The sequence below is a fragment of the Actinomadura chibensis NBRC 106107 genome, from assembly GCF_001552135.1.
Lineage (GTDB): Bacteria > Actinomycetota > Actinomycetes > Streptosporangiales > Streptosporangiaceae > Spirillospora > Spirillospora chibensis.
On sequence record NZ_BCQP01000010.1, the window covers coordinates 16,369 to 31,174 of the forward strand.

At 75.2% G+C, this 14,806-nt stretch carries 14 protein-coding genes and 1 tRNA gene; 8 read left to right on the plus strand and 7 right to left on the minus strand.

Features of this window, described 5'->3' with window-relative positions; genetic code table 11:
- Positions 1–246: 246 nt before the first annotated feature.
- Positions 247–882, minus strand: coding sequence for a GNAT family N-acetyltransferase (locus ACH01S_RS04750; protein WP_067885754.1), 636 nt, complete (start codon positions 880–882; stop codon positions 247–249).
- Between the two features lie 167 nt (positions 883–1,049).
- The gene (locus ACH01S_RS04755; protein ID WP_067885758.1) at positions 1,050–1,484 is read right to left on the minus strand and encodes a MauE/DoxX family redox-associated membrane protein; all 435 of its coding nucleotides are present in this window, start codon (positions 1,482–1,484) and stop codon (positions 1,050–1,052) included.
- A 121-nt stretch (positions 1,485–1,605) separates the two neighbouring features.
- Between ACH01S_RS04755 and ACH01S_RS04760 the strand changes: the two genes are divergently transcribed.
- The gene (locus tag ACH01S_RS04760; protein ID WP_067885760.1) at positions 1,606–2,550 is read left to right on the plus strand and encodes a phosphotransferase; all 945 of its coding nucleotides are present in this window, start codon (positions 1,606–1,608) and stop codon (positions 2,548–2,550) included.
- Here the strand turns inward: ACH01S_RS04760 and ACH01S_RS04765 are convergent.
- The 4 genes from ACH01S_RS04765 to ACH01S_RS04780 all read right to left on the minus strand — a co-directional run bounded on the left by ACH01S_RS04765 (position 2,547) and on the right by ACH01S_RS04780 (position 5,383).
- Positions 2,547–3,548 (minus strand): anti-sigma factor RsbA family regulatory protein, encoded by a 1,002-nt coding sequence (locus ACH01S_RS04765; protein ID WP_083980328.1) that lies wholly within the window; start codon positions 3,546–3,548, stop codon positions 2,547–2,549. The genes ACH01S_RS04760 and ACH01S_RS04765 overlap by 4 nt on opposite strands.
- Positions 3,549–3,707: 159 nt before the next feature.
- Positions 3,708–4,796, minus strand: coding sequence for a carboxylate-amine ligase (locus ACH01S_RS04770; protein ID WP_067885762.1), 1,089 nt, complete (start codon positions 4,794–4,796; stop codon positions 3,708–3,710).
- Positions 4,797–4,976: 180 nt separating this feature from the next.
- Entirely contained in the window at positions 4,977–5,159 is a 183-nt protein-coding gene (locus ACH01S_RS04775) for a hypothetical protein (protein ID WP_067885764.1), read from the minus strand.
- A gap of 14 nt (positions 5,160–5,173) precedes the next feature.
- On the minus strand, positions 5,174–5,383 hold the full coding sequence (locus ACH01S_RS04780) for an HGxxPAAW family protein (protein ID WP_067885766.1): 210 nt from the start codon (positions 5,381–5,383) through the stop codon (positions 5,174–5,176).
- A 221-nt stretch (positions 5,384–5,604) separates the two neighbouring features.
- Here ACH01S_RS04780 and ACH01S_RS04785 point away from each other — a divergent pair, with 221 nt between their 5' ends.
- From ACH01S_RS04785 to ACH01S_RS04815, 7 genes are all read left to right on the plus strand, one after another.
- Entirely contained in the window at positions 5,605–7,428 is a 1,824-nt protein-coding gene (locus ACH01S_RS04785; RefSeq protein WP_067885768.1) for a methylmalonyl-CoA mutase family protein, read from the plus strand.
- Positions 7,425–9,638, plus strand: a complete 2,214-nt coding sequence (gene scpA / locus ACH01S_RS04790; protein WP_067885770.1) for a methylmalonyl-CoA mutase — start codon at positions 7,425–7,427, stop codon at positions 9,636–9,638. Before ACH01S_RS04785 ends, scpA begins: the two co-directional genes overlap by 4 nt.
- On the plus strand, positions 9,635–10,618 hold the full coding sequence (gene meaB, locus ACH01S_RS04795; protein WP_067885772.1) for a methylmalonyl Co-A mutase-associated GTPase MeaB: 984 nt from the start codon (positions 9,635–9,637) through the stop codon (positions 10,616–10,618). Before scpA ends, meaB begins: the two co-directional genes overlap by 4 nt.
- 123 nt (positions 10,619–10,741) lie before the next feature.
- Positions 10,742–11,725, plus strand: coding sequence for a GNAT family N-acetyltransferase (locus ACH01S_RS04800; protein WP_067885774.1), 984 nt, complete (start codon positions 10,742–10,744; stop codon positions 11,723–11,725).
- 134 nt (positions 11,726–11,859) lie between these two features.
- A tRNA-Asn gene (locus ACH01S_RS04805) sits at positions 11,860–11,930 on the plus strand.
- Positions 11,931–11,951: 21 nt separating this feature from the next.
- Positions 11,952–12,389 carry an HNH endonuclease gene (locus ACH01S_RS04810; protein ID WP_067885776.1) on the plus strand — a complete coding sequence of 146 codons (438 nt, stop codon included), beginning with the start codon at positions 11,952–11,954 and terminating at the stop codon, positions 12,387–12,389.
- A gap of 184 nt (positions 12,390–12,573) precedes the next feature.
- Positions 12,574–13,587 carry a coiled-coil domain-containing protein gene (locus tag ACH01S_RS04815; RefSeq protein WP_067885778.1) on the plus strand — a complete coding sequence of 338 codons (1,014 nt, stop codon included), beginning with the start codon at positions 12,574–12,576 and terminating at the stop codon, positions 13,585–13,587.
- Between the two features lie 33 nt (positions 13,588–13,620).
- Here ACH01S_RS04815 and ACH01S_RS04820 read toward each other — a convergent pair whose 3' ends face one another.
- On the minus strand, positions 13,621–14,676 hold the full coding sequence (locus ACH01S_RS04820) for a Gfo/Idh/MocA family oxidoreductase (RefSeq protein WP_067885780.1): 1,056 nt from the start codon (positions 14,674–14,676) through the stop codon (positions 13,621–13,623).
- Positions 14,677–14,806: the final 130 nt, after the last annotated feature.

Here is a 14,806-nt window from a genome sequence, read left to right on the forward strand (position 1 = left end):
GCCGGACGCGCGGGCGGCGCGACCGGCGGACGGCCGGGAAGCCGCGCCTCCGGTGGCCGCATGGGGCCAGGCGCGTTTGGCGGCCTCCGCCGCCCTCCGGAGGGGGAGGGGGACGGGCAACAGGAACGGGGCGCGCGGGCACGGCGGCGGCAGACCGCCGGCCCGCCCACCGGCACTATTGGACAAATGGCCATTTGTGGTCATGACTCCGGCTTAACCGCCGGACCGGTACCCCTGTCGGAACGCTCAGGAGCCGCCTCCGGGGTCGCGCCACATCAGCCAGACCGACGGCGCGCCGCGTCCCGGCAGCGGCAGCTCGCGCGTCACGCGGAACCCGAACCGCTCGTAGTAGGCGATGTTGCGCTCCTTGGAGCTCTCCAGGTAGGCGGGGACGCCCTCGGCGTCGCACCGGTCCAGCCGCGACCGCAGCAGCGCGCTGCCGAGCCCGTTGCCCTGCGCCGGGGGATCGGTGCCGAGCATCGCCAGGTACCAGTGCGGCTCGCGCGGATGGTGGCGCTCGATCTCGCTCAGCGTCCGCAGCGTGACCGGAACGCGCGAGCCGAAAGCCCGCAGCAGCGGCAGGGTCTGCGTCACCTGCACGCGCAGCGGGACGCGCCAGTGCCCGGGCGGGTCCCACAGCGCCGCCGCCTCCGGCCGCGCGCCCCGCCCGGTGGACTCGCTGCCGCCGTGCGGGAGGTGCACCCGGCGCAGCGTGAGGGCGTAGAGGCCGGTCAGGCGGCGGATCCGGGTCGCCTCGTCCGGCACCAGCCAGCTCCAGACCGGGTCGTCGTCGAAGGCGCGGGCGAGGAGGGCGGCGAGCTCGGCGACGTCCGGGGCCGTGGCCGCGCGGACGACCGGGGACGGAAGGGGGTTGGACGTCATGGCGCGGCCTCCTCGGGGGACGCGCCGATCGTCACCGCCGCCCCGGCCGCGCGTCAAGGAGCGCGGGCGCGGTCGGCGCGGGCGGGATCACGTGCGAGAGCGCGTCGCGGACGGGAGCCTGTCAGACGGGAGTGTGCCACAGACGGGCCCCGTGCGCGCGGAGGGCGTTAGCAGCAGTCCTTCTCGTCCCGGAGGAGCTCCTCGATGACGAGGGCGGAGCCGATCCCGACGAGCCAGCTGTCCTTGGCGAGCGGGATGCCCTCCGGGGTGGGACGCACCCCGCCGGGCTCCCGCATGCCGGGCAGCCGCCAGTACAGGCCGGTCAGCCCGCCCGCGAACGCGGTGAGGGCGGCGCCCGCGACGAGCGAGGGCACCAGCGGGACGATCAGCGCGGTGCCGAGCGCGACCTCGGCGGCGCCGAGCCTGCGGGTGAAGGTCCGCGCGTCCTGCGACTCGAGGAACGGGTAGGCGGTCTTCGCCATGCCGTGGTACTGGTCGGCCGTCTCGTCCGTGTGCTTCAGCTTCGAGATGCCCGAGTTCAGGACGAACGCCCCCACGATCAGCCGGACGGGCATCTGGTGAGCGCGAGCGAGGAGCCGCATCGTTTCCCTTACCGTCGGTGGGACAGGGCGCTCGGTTTCATTCCCGCCGCCCGGCCGTTACACCTGGCCGGAGGGTCAAGACTCGGCATCCGGCCCGTCCGGCGGGGTAGCGTTCCCCCTCGTGACGACGCCACCGGGCGGCCCGCCGCCCCCCGAGTGGGCGCCGGAACGCGAGGTCACCGCCGAGCAGGCGGCCGCGCTGATCGGGGACCGGTTCCCCGAGCTGCGCGGCGCGGCGGTGGAGCCGCTCGCGACCGGCTGGGACAACACGGTCCTCCGGGTCGGCGGCGAGTGGGCGTTCCGGTTCCCGCGCCGCCGGATCGCGGTGCCGGGCGTGGAGCGCGAGATCGCGGTGCTGCCCGTCCTCGCGCCGCGGCTGCCGCTGCCGGTGCCCGTGCCGCGCTTCGCCGCCGGGCCGTCCGCCGGGTTCCCGTGGCCGTTCTGGGGCGGCCGGCTGATCGAGGGCCGGGAGTTCGCGGACGTCCGCCCGCCGGACGGCGAGCGCGCCGCGCTCGCCGCCGAGATCGGGGACTTCCTGCGGGCGCTGCACGATCCGGCGCTCGCCCGCGGCGCGGGGGAGGGGCTGCCGCTCGACCCGATGCGGCGGGCCGACCCGGCGCTGCGCGCGGAGCGGACGCTCCCGCGCCTCGCGGCCCTCGCCGCCCTCGGCGTGTGGGACCGCGACCCGGCCGTGGAGGCGTTCCTCGCCGACGCCCGCGACCGTCGCCCGCCGGAGGGGGAGCCGGTGGTCGTCCACGGCGACCTGCACGTCCGCCACCTGCTCCTTCGACCGGACGGACGGGCCGCCGGGATCATCGACTGGGGCGACGTGTGCCTCGCCGACCCGGCCGTCGACCTGTCCCTCGCCTACGCGGCGTTCGGCGGCGACGCGCGGGCGGCGTTCCGCGCCGCGTACGGGCCGGTGCCGCCGGACCGCGAGGCCGCCGCGCGGGCGCTGGCGCTCAACCTCGGCGCGACGCTCGCCGAGTACGCCGCGTCCACCGGCCGGGACGCGCTGCTCGCCGAGTCGCTCGCCGGGATCGCCCGCGCCGTCGCCCGCCCCTAGCGGTCGGCGGCCAGGTAGACGCGGACGGCGGTGCCGTCCGGCCCGGTGTGCATCCGGACGAGGTCGGCGAGGTGGTTGACCATCAGGACGCCCCGGCCGCCGTTCGGGCTCATGTCCGCCGGGCGCCGCCCGACCAGCGGGTCGGTGATCGTCCCGGCGTCCCGGACCTCGCAGACGACCTGGCCGTCCTCCGCCCACAGCCGCGCGGTGCCCCCGCCGCCGCCGTGCAGGCACGAGTTCGCGGCCAGCTCGTTCACCGCCAGCTCCAGGTCGCCCGTCGCCGCCGGGCCGAGGCCGAGCCGCGGCCCCCACCGGGTGACGAACTCGCGGACGGCCGGCAGCGCGTCGAGGTCGAAGCCCATCGCGACCACGCCCGCCGGCGGCTCCGGCAGCGGCAGGTTGTAGTCGCTGATCACGCGGTGCGGCGCGTAGTCGCCGCTCTCCCGCTCGCCGTGCCGGTCGATCACGACCGGGTGGGTGGCGCGGGCGTCGTCGATCACGGCGGGGTCGAGGCCGGTCGTGTCGTAGGGGCACAGGATCGACACGCCGCGGCCCGCGAAGGCCAGGTTGATCAGCGCCTCGTGCTGCGCGCAGGCCGGGTACTCGGTGGCGGTGCGGCCGGGCCAGATCGGCTCGCCGATGATCCGCACCCGGCCCGCCGGGTGCCGGTCGGCGAAGTCGCGCAGGACGCCGGGGATGATGCGTCCCGGGTTGCGCCCCGCCTGGGTCATGTCCAGCCAGGTCACCTCGTCGGCGACGGCGCCGAGCGCGTCCCGCAGCACGCCGAGCCGGGGGCCCGGGACCGCGACCGCGACGGGCTCGCCCGCGCACCGTCCCGCGCGGACGAACGGGACCGTCCCCGCGAGGTACTCCGCCTCGTCGCGGTAGAAGAGCGCCGGATGGACGAACGGATCGCGCGGCGGCACGCCCGGCCCCGGGGACCGCGGGCTGGCCGCGCGGTCTCCCTCGTTCGGATATGGCGTCACGTGCACGTGCATCGTCTATGGAGGGTATGCGGGGGACGGCGCGCCCGCGAACCGGCCGCGCACCCCGTCCCCCGAGGTCGGAGAGGGCGTCCTCGGATGATTGCCGGAGTTACCGATACCCCGAGCGGAGCCCAAAAAAACAGATGAAGTCGGTAAAAATCCCGCTGGAGGTCACCGGTCGGGCAGGAGGAGGGCGTCCACCACGTCGGTCAGCCGGCCGCGCCGCCGGTACGCGGCGCGCTGCCGCTCGGCGCCCGTCCCGCCCGCGAGCAGCCGCCGGACGCCATCCTCGACCGCGCGGAGGTCGCCGCTCGCGCGCAGCGCGGGCCGCACGTGGGCCATCAGGTCGCCGGCCTGCGCGCGGAACCCGGCGGGGCGGCCGGTCCGCACGTCGACGCCCGTCCCGCCGAGCCCGTCGCGCGCGGCGAGCCAGTACGCGGCGCGCAGCAGCTCGGGGGACGGGTCGGGCGGCGGGTCGCCCGCGTCCACCGCCGCCGACGACACCTCCACCAGCGCGCGGATCAGCGCGGCGAGCACCACGGCGTCCGCGGCGCCGGGGGAGACGTCGGCGAGCCTGACCTCCACGGTCGGCAGCCGGGCGGACGGCCGCACGTCCCAGAAGATCGTGCCGGTGTCCATCAGCGCGCCGCAGCCGAGCAGCGTGCCGACGAGCTCCTCGTAGTGGGCGGACGACTCGAAGAACGGCGGCGGCCCGGCCACCGGCCAGCGCGCCCACGTCATCACCCGCCAGCAGGCGTGCCCGGTGTCGCGCCCCGCCCAGTACGGCGAGTTCGCCGCGAGGGCCAGCAGCGTCGGCAGCCACGGCCGCAGGTGGTTGCTGACCTGGACGGCGCGCTCCCGGTCCGGCATCTCGACGTGGACGTGGCACGAGCAGATGCTCTGCTCGTCGTCCAGCGCCCGGTACACGGCGCGGCTCTCGGCGTAGCGGGCGCCCGCGCCGATCGGGGCGGGGAACAGGTCGCCGAGGATCGGGGTCCCGGACGCGGCGAGCCGGACGCCCTCGGCCGCCGCCGCGGCCGCCATCGCCGCCCGCATCGACCGGACCTGCTCGCCGAGCTTGTCGAGGTCGTCGCACGGCGCCGTCTTGGCCTCGGCCAGGAACGCGACGAGCTCGGTGGACACCCGCTCGCCGAGCGCCGCCGACGCCCGCCGCACCACGGCGGGAGCGCGCGGGACGACCTCCCGGGTGACGGGATCGACGACGAAGTACTCTTCCTCGATTCCGAAACGCGGGGCCATCCCACCACCTCGGGGCCGGGAGCGACGGAGGGGGCGACTCCCCTCGACCGTACGTGGCCGCCGCCGCCTTCGCACCTGCCGGACGGCCCGAAACGGTCACCGGGGAGCGCCTTGATCCATCCTTCCCGCGCCGCCCGGTTCGTACCCGGCCGTCCGGTTCGAGGTTTGATCAGGTCCGGGTCAGGGTCCCGGGTCGAAGAAGTACATCGACAGCGCGATCAGGTGGGTGACCACGATCACGCCGATGCCGAAGAAGAACAGCATCTTGGCGGGGGCGTGCGGGAACACCTTCCCCGGCTTGAGGGGACCGCGCTCGCGCTGGCGCGCGGCGATCCGCTCCTCGATCGGGGGCCGCCCGAACATGCCGCCGCCCGCCGTCAGTGCCGGGGCTCGTCGACGACGACGTCCGTCATGATGTCGACGGCCAGGGCGATGATCGCGCCGAGCGCGGCGATCCCCGCGCCCACCCCGAACACGACCCAGTCGGGGCCGAGGGTGATGCCGAAGCCGCCGACGACGAAACCGACGAAGATGATGGCCACGGCTACCCAGGACTTCGGGCGCCCGGCGTGGCTGCCAGTCGACATGCGTGCGTGTTCCCTTTGCGAGGATCGGGTGGAGGGGACGGCCCGCCCAGGTGCTGGGGGGCTACGCGCCGAACTCTAGCAACGCCCCACGCCACCGGGCCTTCCGGGGTACCGTGAGCGGCGCCCCGGGCGCGCCCGCGCGCCCAGCCGGACCGAAACCCGTTCGGTTCGGCGCACCCCGGCTTCAGGCCGGTTTCAGCCGGTTGCCTACGATCCAGAGCATGACGGTGCCGCCTGAGGAACTCGAACTGGCCGCCGCCTTCCCCCCGGCCGAGCGCGACCGGTGGCGGGAGATGGTGAAGGGGGTGCTGCGCAAGTCGGGCGCGGCGACGGAGGACACCCCGCTCGACGCGGTCGAGGGCCTGCTGACCCGCGAGTCCTACGACGGGGTGCCGATCGCCCCGCTCTACGCGCGCGAGGACGCGCCGCCGGGACGCCCCGGGCTCGCCCCCTACGTCCGCGCGGTGCGGCCGGACGGCGAGGGCCTCGCGGGCTGGGACGTCCGGCAGCGCCACGCGCACCCCGACCCGGCCGTGACCCGCGAGGCGATCCTGGGCGACCTGGAGAACGGCGCCACGTCCGTCTGGCTGCGGCTCGGCGCGGGCGGGATGCCGGTGGCCGCGCTGCCCGAGGCGCTGCGCGGCGTCCTGCTCGACCTCGCGCCCGTCGCGCTGGACGCGGGAGCCGAGGCGGGAGCGGCGGCGGAGGCCTTCCTCGCCCTGGTCGCCGAGCGCGGGAACGCGGCGGAGGCGTCCGGCACGCTCGGCGCCGACCCGCTCGGCCTGGCCGCCCGCACCGGGACCCCCGGCTCGCTGGACGAGGCGGCGGCGCTGGGCGTCCGCTGCGCCCGCGAGTTCCCGCGGCTGCGGGCGATCGTCGCCGACGGCACCCCGTACCACGACGCGGGCGGCGCCGACGCCGAAGAACTGGGCGCGGTCGTCGCCGCCGGGGTCGCCTACCTGCGCGCGCTCACCGGCGCGGGCCTGACCGTGGACGAGGCGTTCGGCCAGATCGAGTTCCGCGTCGCCGTGAACGCCGACCAGTTCGCCTCGATCGCCAAGCTCCGCGCCCTGCGCCGGCTGTGGGCGCGGGTCGCCGAGGTCAGCGGCGCCGCCGAGGGGACGTCCGCGCGGATCCACGCGGTCACGTCGGCGGCGATGATGACGCGCCGCGACCCGTGGGTGAACATGCTCCGCACCACCGTCGCCGCGTTCGCGGCCGGGGTCGGCGGCGCGGACGCGGTGACCGTCCTGCCGTTCGACGCCCGCCTCGGCCTCCCGGACGGCTTCGCCCGCCGCATCGCCCGCAACACCCAGACCCTCCTGCTGGAGGAGTCGAGCCTCGCCCGCGTCGTCGACCCGGCGGGCGGCTCCTGGTACGCCGAGAGCCTCACCGAGGGCGTCGCGCGGGCCGCCTGGACGTGGTTCACCGAGATCGAGAAGGCCGGCGGGCTCGCCGCCGCGCTCGACTCGGGCCTCGTCGCGGACCGGGTCGCCGCGACCTGGGCGCGCCGCCGCGAGGACATCGCCCGGCGCAAGGCCCCGCTGACCGGCGTCAGCGAGTTCCCGAACCTGGCCGAGACCCTGCCCGACCGCGAACCGGCCCCGGCCGAGCCCGGCGGCGGGCTGCCCGTCGTCTCCTACGCGCAGGACTTCGAGGCCCTGCGCGACCGATCCGACGCCCACGCCGCCGCGACCGGCGCGCGCCCGCGGGTGTTCCTCGCGACCCTCGGGCCGGTCGCCGTCCACACGGCGCGGGCGTCGTTCGCCGCCAACCTGTTCCAGGCGGGCGGGATCGAGACCGTCGCCGGGGCGCCGGAGGAGTTCGCCGCGTCCGGGGCGTCCGTCGCCTGCCTCTGCTCCAGCGACGACGTGTACGCCGAGCGGGCCGCCGAGGCGGCCCGGATCCTGCGCGCCGCGGGCGCCGTGAAGATCTGGCTCGCGGGTAAGGGAACCTATGAGGGGGTCGACGGGCGCGTCCACGCCGGCTGCGACGCGGTCGAGGCGCTGGCGGCCACCCTCCGTGATCTGGGAGTGAGCGAATGATCCCCGACTTCAGCGAGATCGACCTCGGGACGGCGCCCCCCGCCGACGAGGCCGCCAAGCGCTGGCGCGCCGCCGTCGCCGACACCACCGGGGCCGACCCCGAGGCCCAGGTGTGGGACACCCCGGAGGGCATCGGCGTCAAGCCCCTCTACACCGGCGACGACCTGGCCGGGCTCGACTTCCTCGGCACCTACCCGGGCATCGCGCCGTTCCTGCGCGGCCCCTACCCGGCGATGTACGCGACCCAGCCGTGGACGATCCGCCAGTACGCCGGATTCTCCACCGCCGAGGAGTCCAACGCGTTCTACCGGCGCAACCTCGCGGCCGGGCAGAAGGGCCTGTCCGTCGCGTTCGACCTCGCGACCCACCGCGGCTACGACTCCGACCACCCGCGCGTGTCCGGGGACGTCGGCATGGCGGGCGTCGCGATCGACTCCATCTACGACATGCGGCAGCTCTTCGACGGCATCCCGCTGGACCGGATGAGCGTGTCGATGACCATGAACGGCGCGGTGCTGCCCGTCCTCGCGCTCTACATCGCGGCGGCCGAGGAGCAGGGGGTGAAGCCGGAGGCCCTCGCCGGGACCATCCAAAACGACATCCTCAAGGAGTTCATGGTCCGCAACACCTACATCTACCCGCCGCAGCCGTCCATGCGGATCATCTCCGACATCTTCGCGTTCACCTCGCGGCGGATGCCGAAGTACAACTCCATCTCGATCTCCGGCTACCACATCCAGGAGGCGGGCGCGACCGCCGACCTGGAGCTGGCCTACACCCTCGCCGACGGCGTCGAGTACATCCGCGCCGGGCGCGACGCGGGCCTGGACGTCGACGCGTTCGCCCCCCGCCTGTCGTTCTTCTGGGCCATCGGCATGAACTTCTTCATGGAGGTCGCGAAGCTCCGCGCGGCCCGCCTGCTCTGGGCGAAGCTCGTGAAGGCGTTCGACCCGCAGAACCCGAAGTCGCTGTCGCTGCGGACGCACTCGCAGACGTCCGGCTGGTCCCTCACCGCGCAGGACGTCTACAACAACGTCGCCCGCACCTGCGTCGAGGCCATGGCCGCCACGCAGGGGCACACCCAGTCGCTGCACACCAACGCGCTGGACGAGGCCCTCGCCCTCCCGACCGACTTCTCCGCCCGCATCGCCCGCAACACCCAGCTTCTCCTCCAGCAGGAGTCCGGGACGACCCGCACCATCGACCCGTGGGGCGGCAGCGCCTACGTCGAGCGGCTCACCTACGACCTCGCCCGCCGCGCCTGGGGCCACATCACCGAGGTCGAGCGCGCGGGCGGGATGGCGAAGGCGATCGACGAGGGGCTGCCGAAGCTGCGCATCGAGGAGGCGGCGGCCCGCACCCAGGCCCGCATCGACTCCGGACGGCAGCCGGTCATCGGCGTCAACAAGTACCGCCCGGACGCCGAGCAGGAGATCGACGTCCTCAAGGTGGACAACGCGTCCGTCCGCGCGCAGCAGATCGACAAGCTGCGCCGCCTGCGGGAGGAGCGCGACGAGACCGCGACGCAGGCCGCGCTGGACGCCCTCACCCGCGCCGCCGAGGCCGCCGAGAACGGCGACCGGGCCCCCGGCCTGGAGCAGAACCTCCTCGCCCTCGCCATCGACGCCGCCCGCGCCATGGCCACCGTCGGGGAGATCTCCGGCGCGCTGGAGAAGGCGTACGGGCGGCACGCCGCGCAGATCCGTACGATCTCCGGTGTGTACCGGGAGGAAGCCGGCCAGGTGAGCGCCATCGAGAAGGCCCGCGCCGCGACCGCCGCGTTCGCGGAGGCGGAGGGGCGCCGCCCGCGCATCCTCGTCGCGAAGATGGGCCAGGACGGCCACGACCGGGGCCAGAAGGTGATCGCGACCGGGTTCGCCGACCTCGGCTTCGACGTCGACGTGGGCCCGCTGTTCCAGACCCCCGCCGAGGTCGCCCGCCAGGCCGTCGAGGCCGACGTCCACGTCGTCGGCGTCAACTCGCTCGCCGCCGGGCACCTCACGCTGGTGCCCGCGCTGCGCGAGGAGCTGGCCGCGCTGGGCCGGTCGGACATCATGATCGTCGTCGGCGGGGTCATCCCGCCCGGGGACTTCGCCGAGCTGCGCGCCGCCGGCGCCGCCGCGATCTTCGGGCCCGGCACCGTCCTCGCGGACGCGGCGCTCGGCCTGCTGGCCGAGCTGGCCGCGCGGCTGGGGCACGCGGAGCGGTGAGCCCCGGCCTGGACGAGTACGCGGCCGGGGTGCTGGAGGGGTCCCGGGCCTGGATCGCGCGCGCGATCACGCTCGTCGAGTCGACCCGCCCCGACCACCGGGAGCTGGCGCAGAAGCTGCTCGTCGAGCTGACCCCGCACGCCGGGGACGCGCGCCGCGTCGGCGTCACCGGCGTCCCGGGCGTCGGCAAGTCGACGTTCATCGACGCGCTCGGCACCCGCCTCACCGGGAACGGGCACCGGGTCGCGGTGCTCGCCGTCGACCCGTCCTCGACCCGGACGGGCGGCAGCATCCTCGGCGACAAGACCCGCATGCAGCGGCTCGCCGCCGACCCGGACGCGTTCATCCGCCCCTCGCCCACGGCCGGGACGCTCGGCGGCGTCGCCAAGGCCACCCGCGAGGCGATGGTCGTGATGGAGGCGGCCGGGTACGACGTCGTCCTCGTCGAGACGGTCGGCGTCGGCCAGTCCGAGACGGCGGTCGCCGAGATGGTCGACACGTTCCTGTTCCTCACCCTCGCCCGCACCGGCGACCAGCTCCAGGGCATCAAGAAGGGCGTCCTGGAGTTGGCCGACGTCATCGCCGTGAACAAGGCGGACGGCGAGCACAAGCTGGAGGCCAAGCGGGCGGCGCGGGAGCTGTCCGGGGCGCTGCGGCTGCTGCGCGGCGACGCGCGCGGCCGGGAGGTGCCCGTCCTCACGTGCAGCGCCCTGGAGGGCACCGGGCTGGACGAGGTGTGGCGCCGGATCGCCGCGCACCACGACCGGCTCCGCGACTCGGGCGAGCTGGACGCCCGGCGCCGCCGCCAGCAGGTCGGCTGGACGTGGGCGATGGTCCGCGAGCGGCTCCTCGCCGACCTGCGCGCCGACCCCGGCGTCCGGGAGCTCGCCCCCGGGCTGGAGTCGGCGGTCGCGGACGGGACGCTCACCCCGGCGCTCGCCGCCGAGCGCATCCTGGCGGCGTTCGCGCGGGGCCGCTGAGCCGCTTCCGGCGACGTCCCGGGCGGTCGAAACGGCGACCGAAACCGGACCCGGGGCCGGGCCGCTACGGGGGGTTGTCCGGGGTCCCGGCGGCGCCGCGCCGGGATCAGGTACAACAGTCGGATGGACGTCATCGCGCTCGATGATCCAACGGACGCGCAGATCCGGGAGTGGCACGGCGTGCTCGCGGCCGTCCACGCCGCCGACCCGGGCGCGCAGCCCGCGCCCGACCCAGACCTCACGGCCCGGCTGCTGCTCGGCGCCGAGCCCGGGTCGCGGCAGCGGCTGTGGGCGGTGGCCGACGGGACCGCGCTGGCCGGGGTGGCCCTGCTGCGGCTGCCCGGGGAGCCCGGCGCGGACCGGCCCGGCGAGATCGACGTCCAGGTCCGGCCCGAGCTCCGCCGCCGGGGGCTCGGCGGGCGGCTGCTCGCCGCCGCCGCCGAGGGGCTGCGCGCCGACGGCCGCACCAGCGTGATCACGCAGGTGCTCGCGGGCACCCCGGCCGTCCCGTTCCTGGAGTCGCACGGCTTCGAGTGCGTCCTCACGCTGCGCGGCATGCTGCTGCGGCTGGACGAGATGCCCCCCGGGCGCGTCGCGCGGCTCCTCGCCGCCGGGCCCGCCGGGTACCGGCTCGTCCGCTGGCAGGGCGTCGTCCCGGACGAGCACGCCGCCGCCCTCGCCCGCGCCAAGCACGCCATGGCCGACTTCGCCGACTACGAGGGCACGGTGTGGGACGCGCACCGCGTCCGCGAGACGGCGGAGATCGTCGCCAAGCGCGGCGACGACCTGTACACGGTCGCGGCGCTCGACGGCCCGGTGATCGCCGGGTTCACCGAGGTCGTCGTCCCGCACGACGCGACGGGACGGGCCGCGCAGTACGACACCGCCGTCGTCCCCGAGCACCGGGGCCGCCGCATCGGCATCTGGGTGAAGGCCGCGATGCTGAGCTGGCTGGCCGAGGCGCGCCCCGAGGTCCGCGAGATCGAGACCGACAACGTCGGCGACAACACCCACATGCTCGCCGTCAACGCCGAACTCGGCTTCCGGGTGGAGCGCGAGTCCGTCGAATACCAGGCGGCCGTCACCGACCTGCTCGCCCTCCGCTGACCCACCGCCGACCCTGCGCGGCCGCCCCGCCGATTAGGTCCGCGCGAAAATGCGGTTGCCCGCCGTACCACCGCGTCGGCACTCTTATGGAGGCTTCCGGGAAATGCCCGGAAGCCGGATAATTGCCGAAGCATTTCCCCGTAGTTCAACGGTTGAGCGCCGCGTCGTTAATGCGGATATCCAGGTTCGAATCCTGGCGGGGGAGCCGCGGGACGGAGGTGAAGCGGTGAACGTGCTCGTCCTGAACGCGTCGTACGAGCCCCTGCAGCGGGTCGACCTGCGGCACGCCATCCGCATGCTGGTCCGCGAGGTCGCGGTCGTGGAGGAGGCGGAGGAGGGCCGCACCTTCGGCCGTTTCCCGGTGCCGCGGGTCCTGCGGCTCGTCCGGTACGTCGCGATGCGCTGGCGGCACGGGCGCCGCCCGCCCTGGAGCAAGCGCGGCGTGTACCTGCGCGACCGGGGCCTGTGCCGCTACTGCGGACGGCGCGGCAACACGATCGACCACGTCCACCCGCAGTCCCGCGGCGGCCTCGACACCTGGGAGAACACCGTCCTGGCGTGCGGGAAGTGCAACAACCGCAAGGGTGACCGGACGATCGCCGAGGCCGGTCTGAGGCTGCTGTCGGAGCCGCGCGTCCCGCGCTGGGAGGAGCTCGTCGGCTGATCGGGGGGCGCCGGGGCGCCGGCGCGCAAGGGGGCCCGGGGGCCGTGCCGCGTCACGCGGCGCGGCCTCCTCGGCGTCCGGTGACCTTGCGGTGACTCTATGTGTTTTTGGAAGCATCTGAGGTGAAATGGGCGATTGTGGTAGCGTGCCGCCAATCTTGAGCTTTGTTATCTAGGAGAGATCTGTGGCGGCGCTCGATCCCCTCGGCAGGCCGGACCGCCCCGGCGGGCGCAGGACGGCGCGGCGGCTCGCGGCGCTCGTCCTCGTGGCGGGCTGCTCGGCGGCCCTGCCGCCCGCGGCCGGCAGCGCCGCGAGCCTCCCGGAGAAGCCGAAGGACCTCAAGAAGGAGTACGCCGAACTCCAGAAGCGCGCCGACAAGCTCTCCAAGGAATACCGGGGCGAGCTCATCTCACTGGACGAGGCGAAGAAGGCGGCCGAGCGCGCGGGCCTCGACGCCGCCCGCGCCGGGCGCGACTACGACGCCGCCCGCGCCGACGTGGCCCGGCTCGCGGCCGGCACGTACATGAACGGGCGGCTGGACGTCGTCCCGATGATCTCCGCCGCCCAGCCGGGCGCGGCCGTCCACGACGCCGCCGTCATCGAGCACATCAGCCTCAACAACGGGCGCCGCGTGCAGAACCTGCGGGCCATGCAGACGAAGGCGTCCCAGTCCCAGGAGACGGCCCGCAAGAAGATCGACGCGGTGAAGAAGGAGATCGACGACCTGGAGGGGCAGCGCGCCCGGGTCAAGAAGCTCCTCGCCAAGTACAAGCCCGAGGCGACACAGGGCCCCGCCGGAGGCGGACGCCCGGACGGCGTCAGCGGCACGAAGTCCCCCATCGTCGGGAACTCGATGACCGCGCGGATGCGGACCGTCCTGCTGGAGATCGACGGAAAGTTCGGGCCGTTCCCGACCATCGGGTGCTCGCGTCCCGGCGACCCGCAGGACCACGGCTCCGGCACCGCCTGCGACTTCATGGAGAGCACCGGCGGCAAGATGCCGAGCGCCTCCGCCCAGGCCCACGGCGACCGCGTCGCCCAGTTCGTGATCGACAACGCGTCCCGGCTCGGCATCAAGTACGTCATCTGGAAGCAGCGCATCTACGACATGCGCGGCAGCGGCGGCTGGCGCGCCATGGAGGACCGGGGCAGCATCACCCAGAACCACTTCGACCACGTCCACGTCTCCGTCCTCTGAGACGTCTCCGATCTCCGAGACCCGGCCGGGGCGTCACGGCCCGTCCAGGGCGACGACGGCGCGGGCCTCGGCGGAGCGGGTCGCGGCCTCGACGACCTCCAGGCCGGTGATCGCGTCGGCGAGCGTCACCGGCGGGGGCGCGGCCTCGGTGAGGGTGCGGGCCACGGCCGCGTAGAACTCCTGGTAGGCGCCCGCGACGGTGGGTTCCGGGCGCTCGTCGCCGGGCGTCCCGACGACGCCGGACGCGTCCGGCGGCGCGATCCCGTAGCCGGGTTCACGCGGGGTGAGGCCCGCGCGGAGCTGCTCCTCCTGCACGTCCATGCCGGACACCGTGTACGCCGCCCGGCTCCCGAGCACCCGGAACCTCGGGCCCAGTTGCGGGGCGGTCGAACTCATCCAGAGGTGCGAGCGGACGCCGCCCGGATGCGCGAGCGCGACGAACACGTCGTCCGGGGTCGCCGCGCCCGCGCGCCGCGCGTCGATCTCCGCGTAGACCTCCGCCGGGCGCCCGAACAGCGCGACCGCCTGGTCGATCAGGTGGGAGCCGAGGTCGAACAGGACGCCGCCCGCCTCGCGCGGGTCGGTGCTCTCCTTCCAGCCCGGCCGCACGTCCGGCCGCCACCGCTCGAACCGCGACTCGAACCGCCGCACGTCCCCGAGCGCGCCCGCCTCGATCAGCCGCCGCGCCGTCTGGAAGTCGCCGTCGTAGCGCCGGTTGTGGAACGGGAACACCGGCAGCCCCCGGACTGCGCTCAGCGCGGCGAGCGACCGGGCGTCGGTGACCGAGGCCGCGACCGGCTTGTCCACGACGACCGGGACGCCGGACGTCAGCGCCGCCCGCGCCAGCGGCACGTGCTGCCGGTTCGGCGTGCTGACGACCACCAGGTCGTAGCCCCCCGGCGCGCTCCACAGCCGGTCCGGGCTCTCCACGACCTCCGCGTCCGGGTACCGCTCCCGCACCGCCCGCTGCCGCTCCGGCGCGCCGGTGACGACCGCCGCGAGCCGCATCCCGGCGACGGACGAGATCAGCGGCGCGTGGAACACCGAGCCGCCGGTGCCGTAGCCGATCAGCGCAACACGCAGGTCCATGATCCGATCATGTCCGATGGCGGGACGGCGGCCGGGCGGCGGGGTCCCGTCCGCGGCCGGACGGGCCGGAGGGACCGCCGCCGGGGCCGCATATTCTTCGAAGAGAAGATCGCGGAACGAGGGGGAGCCG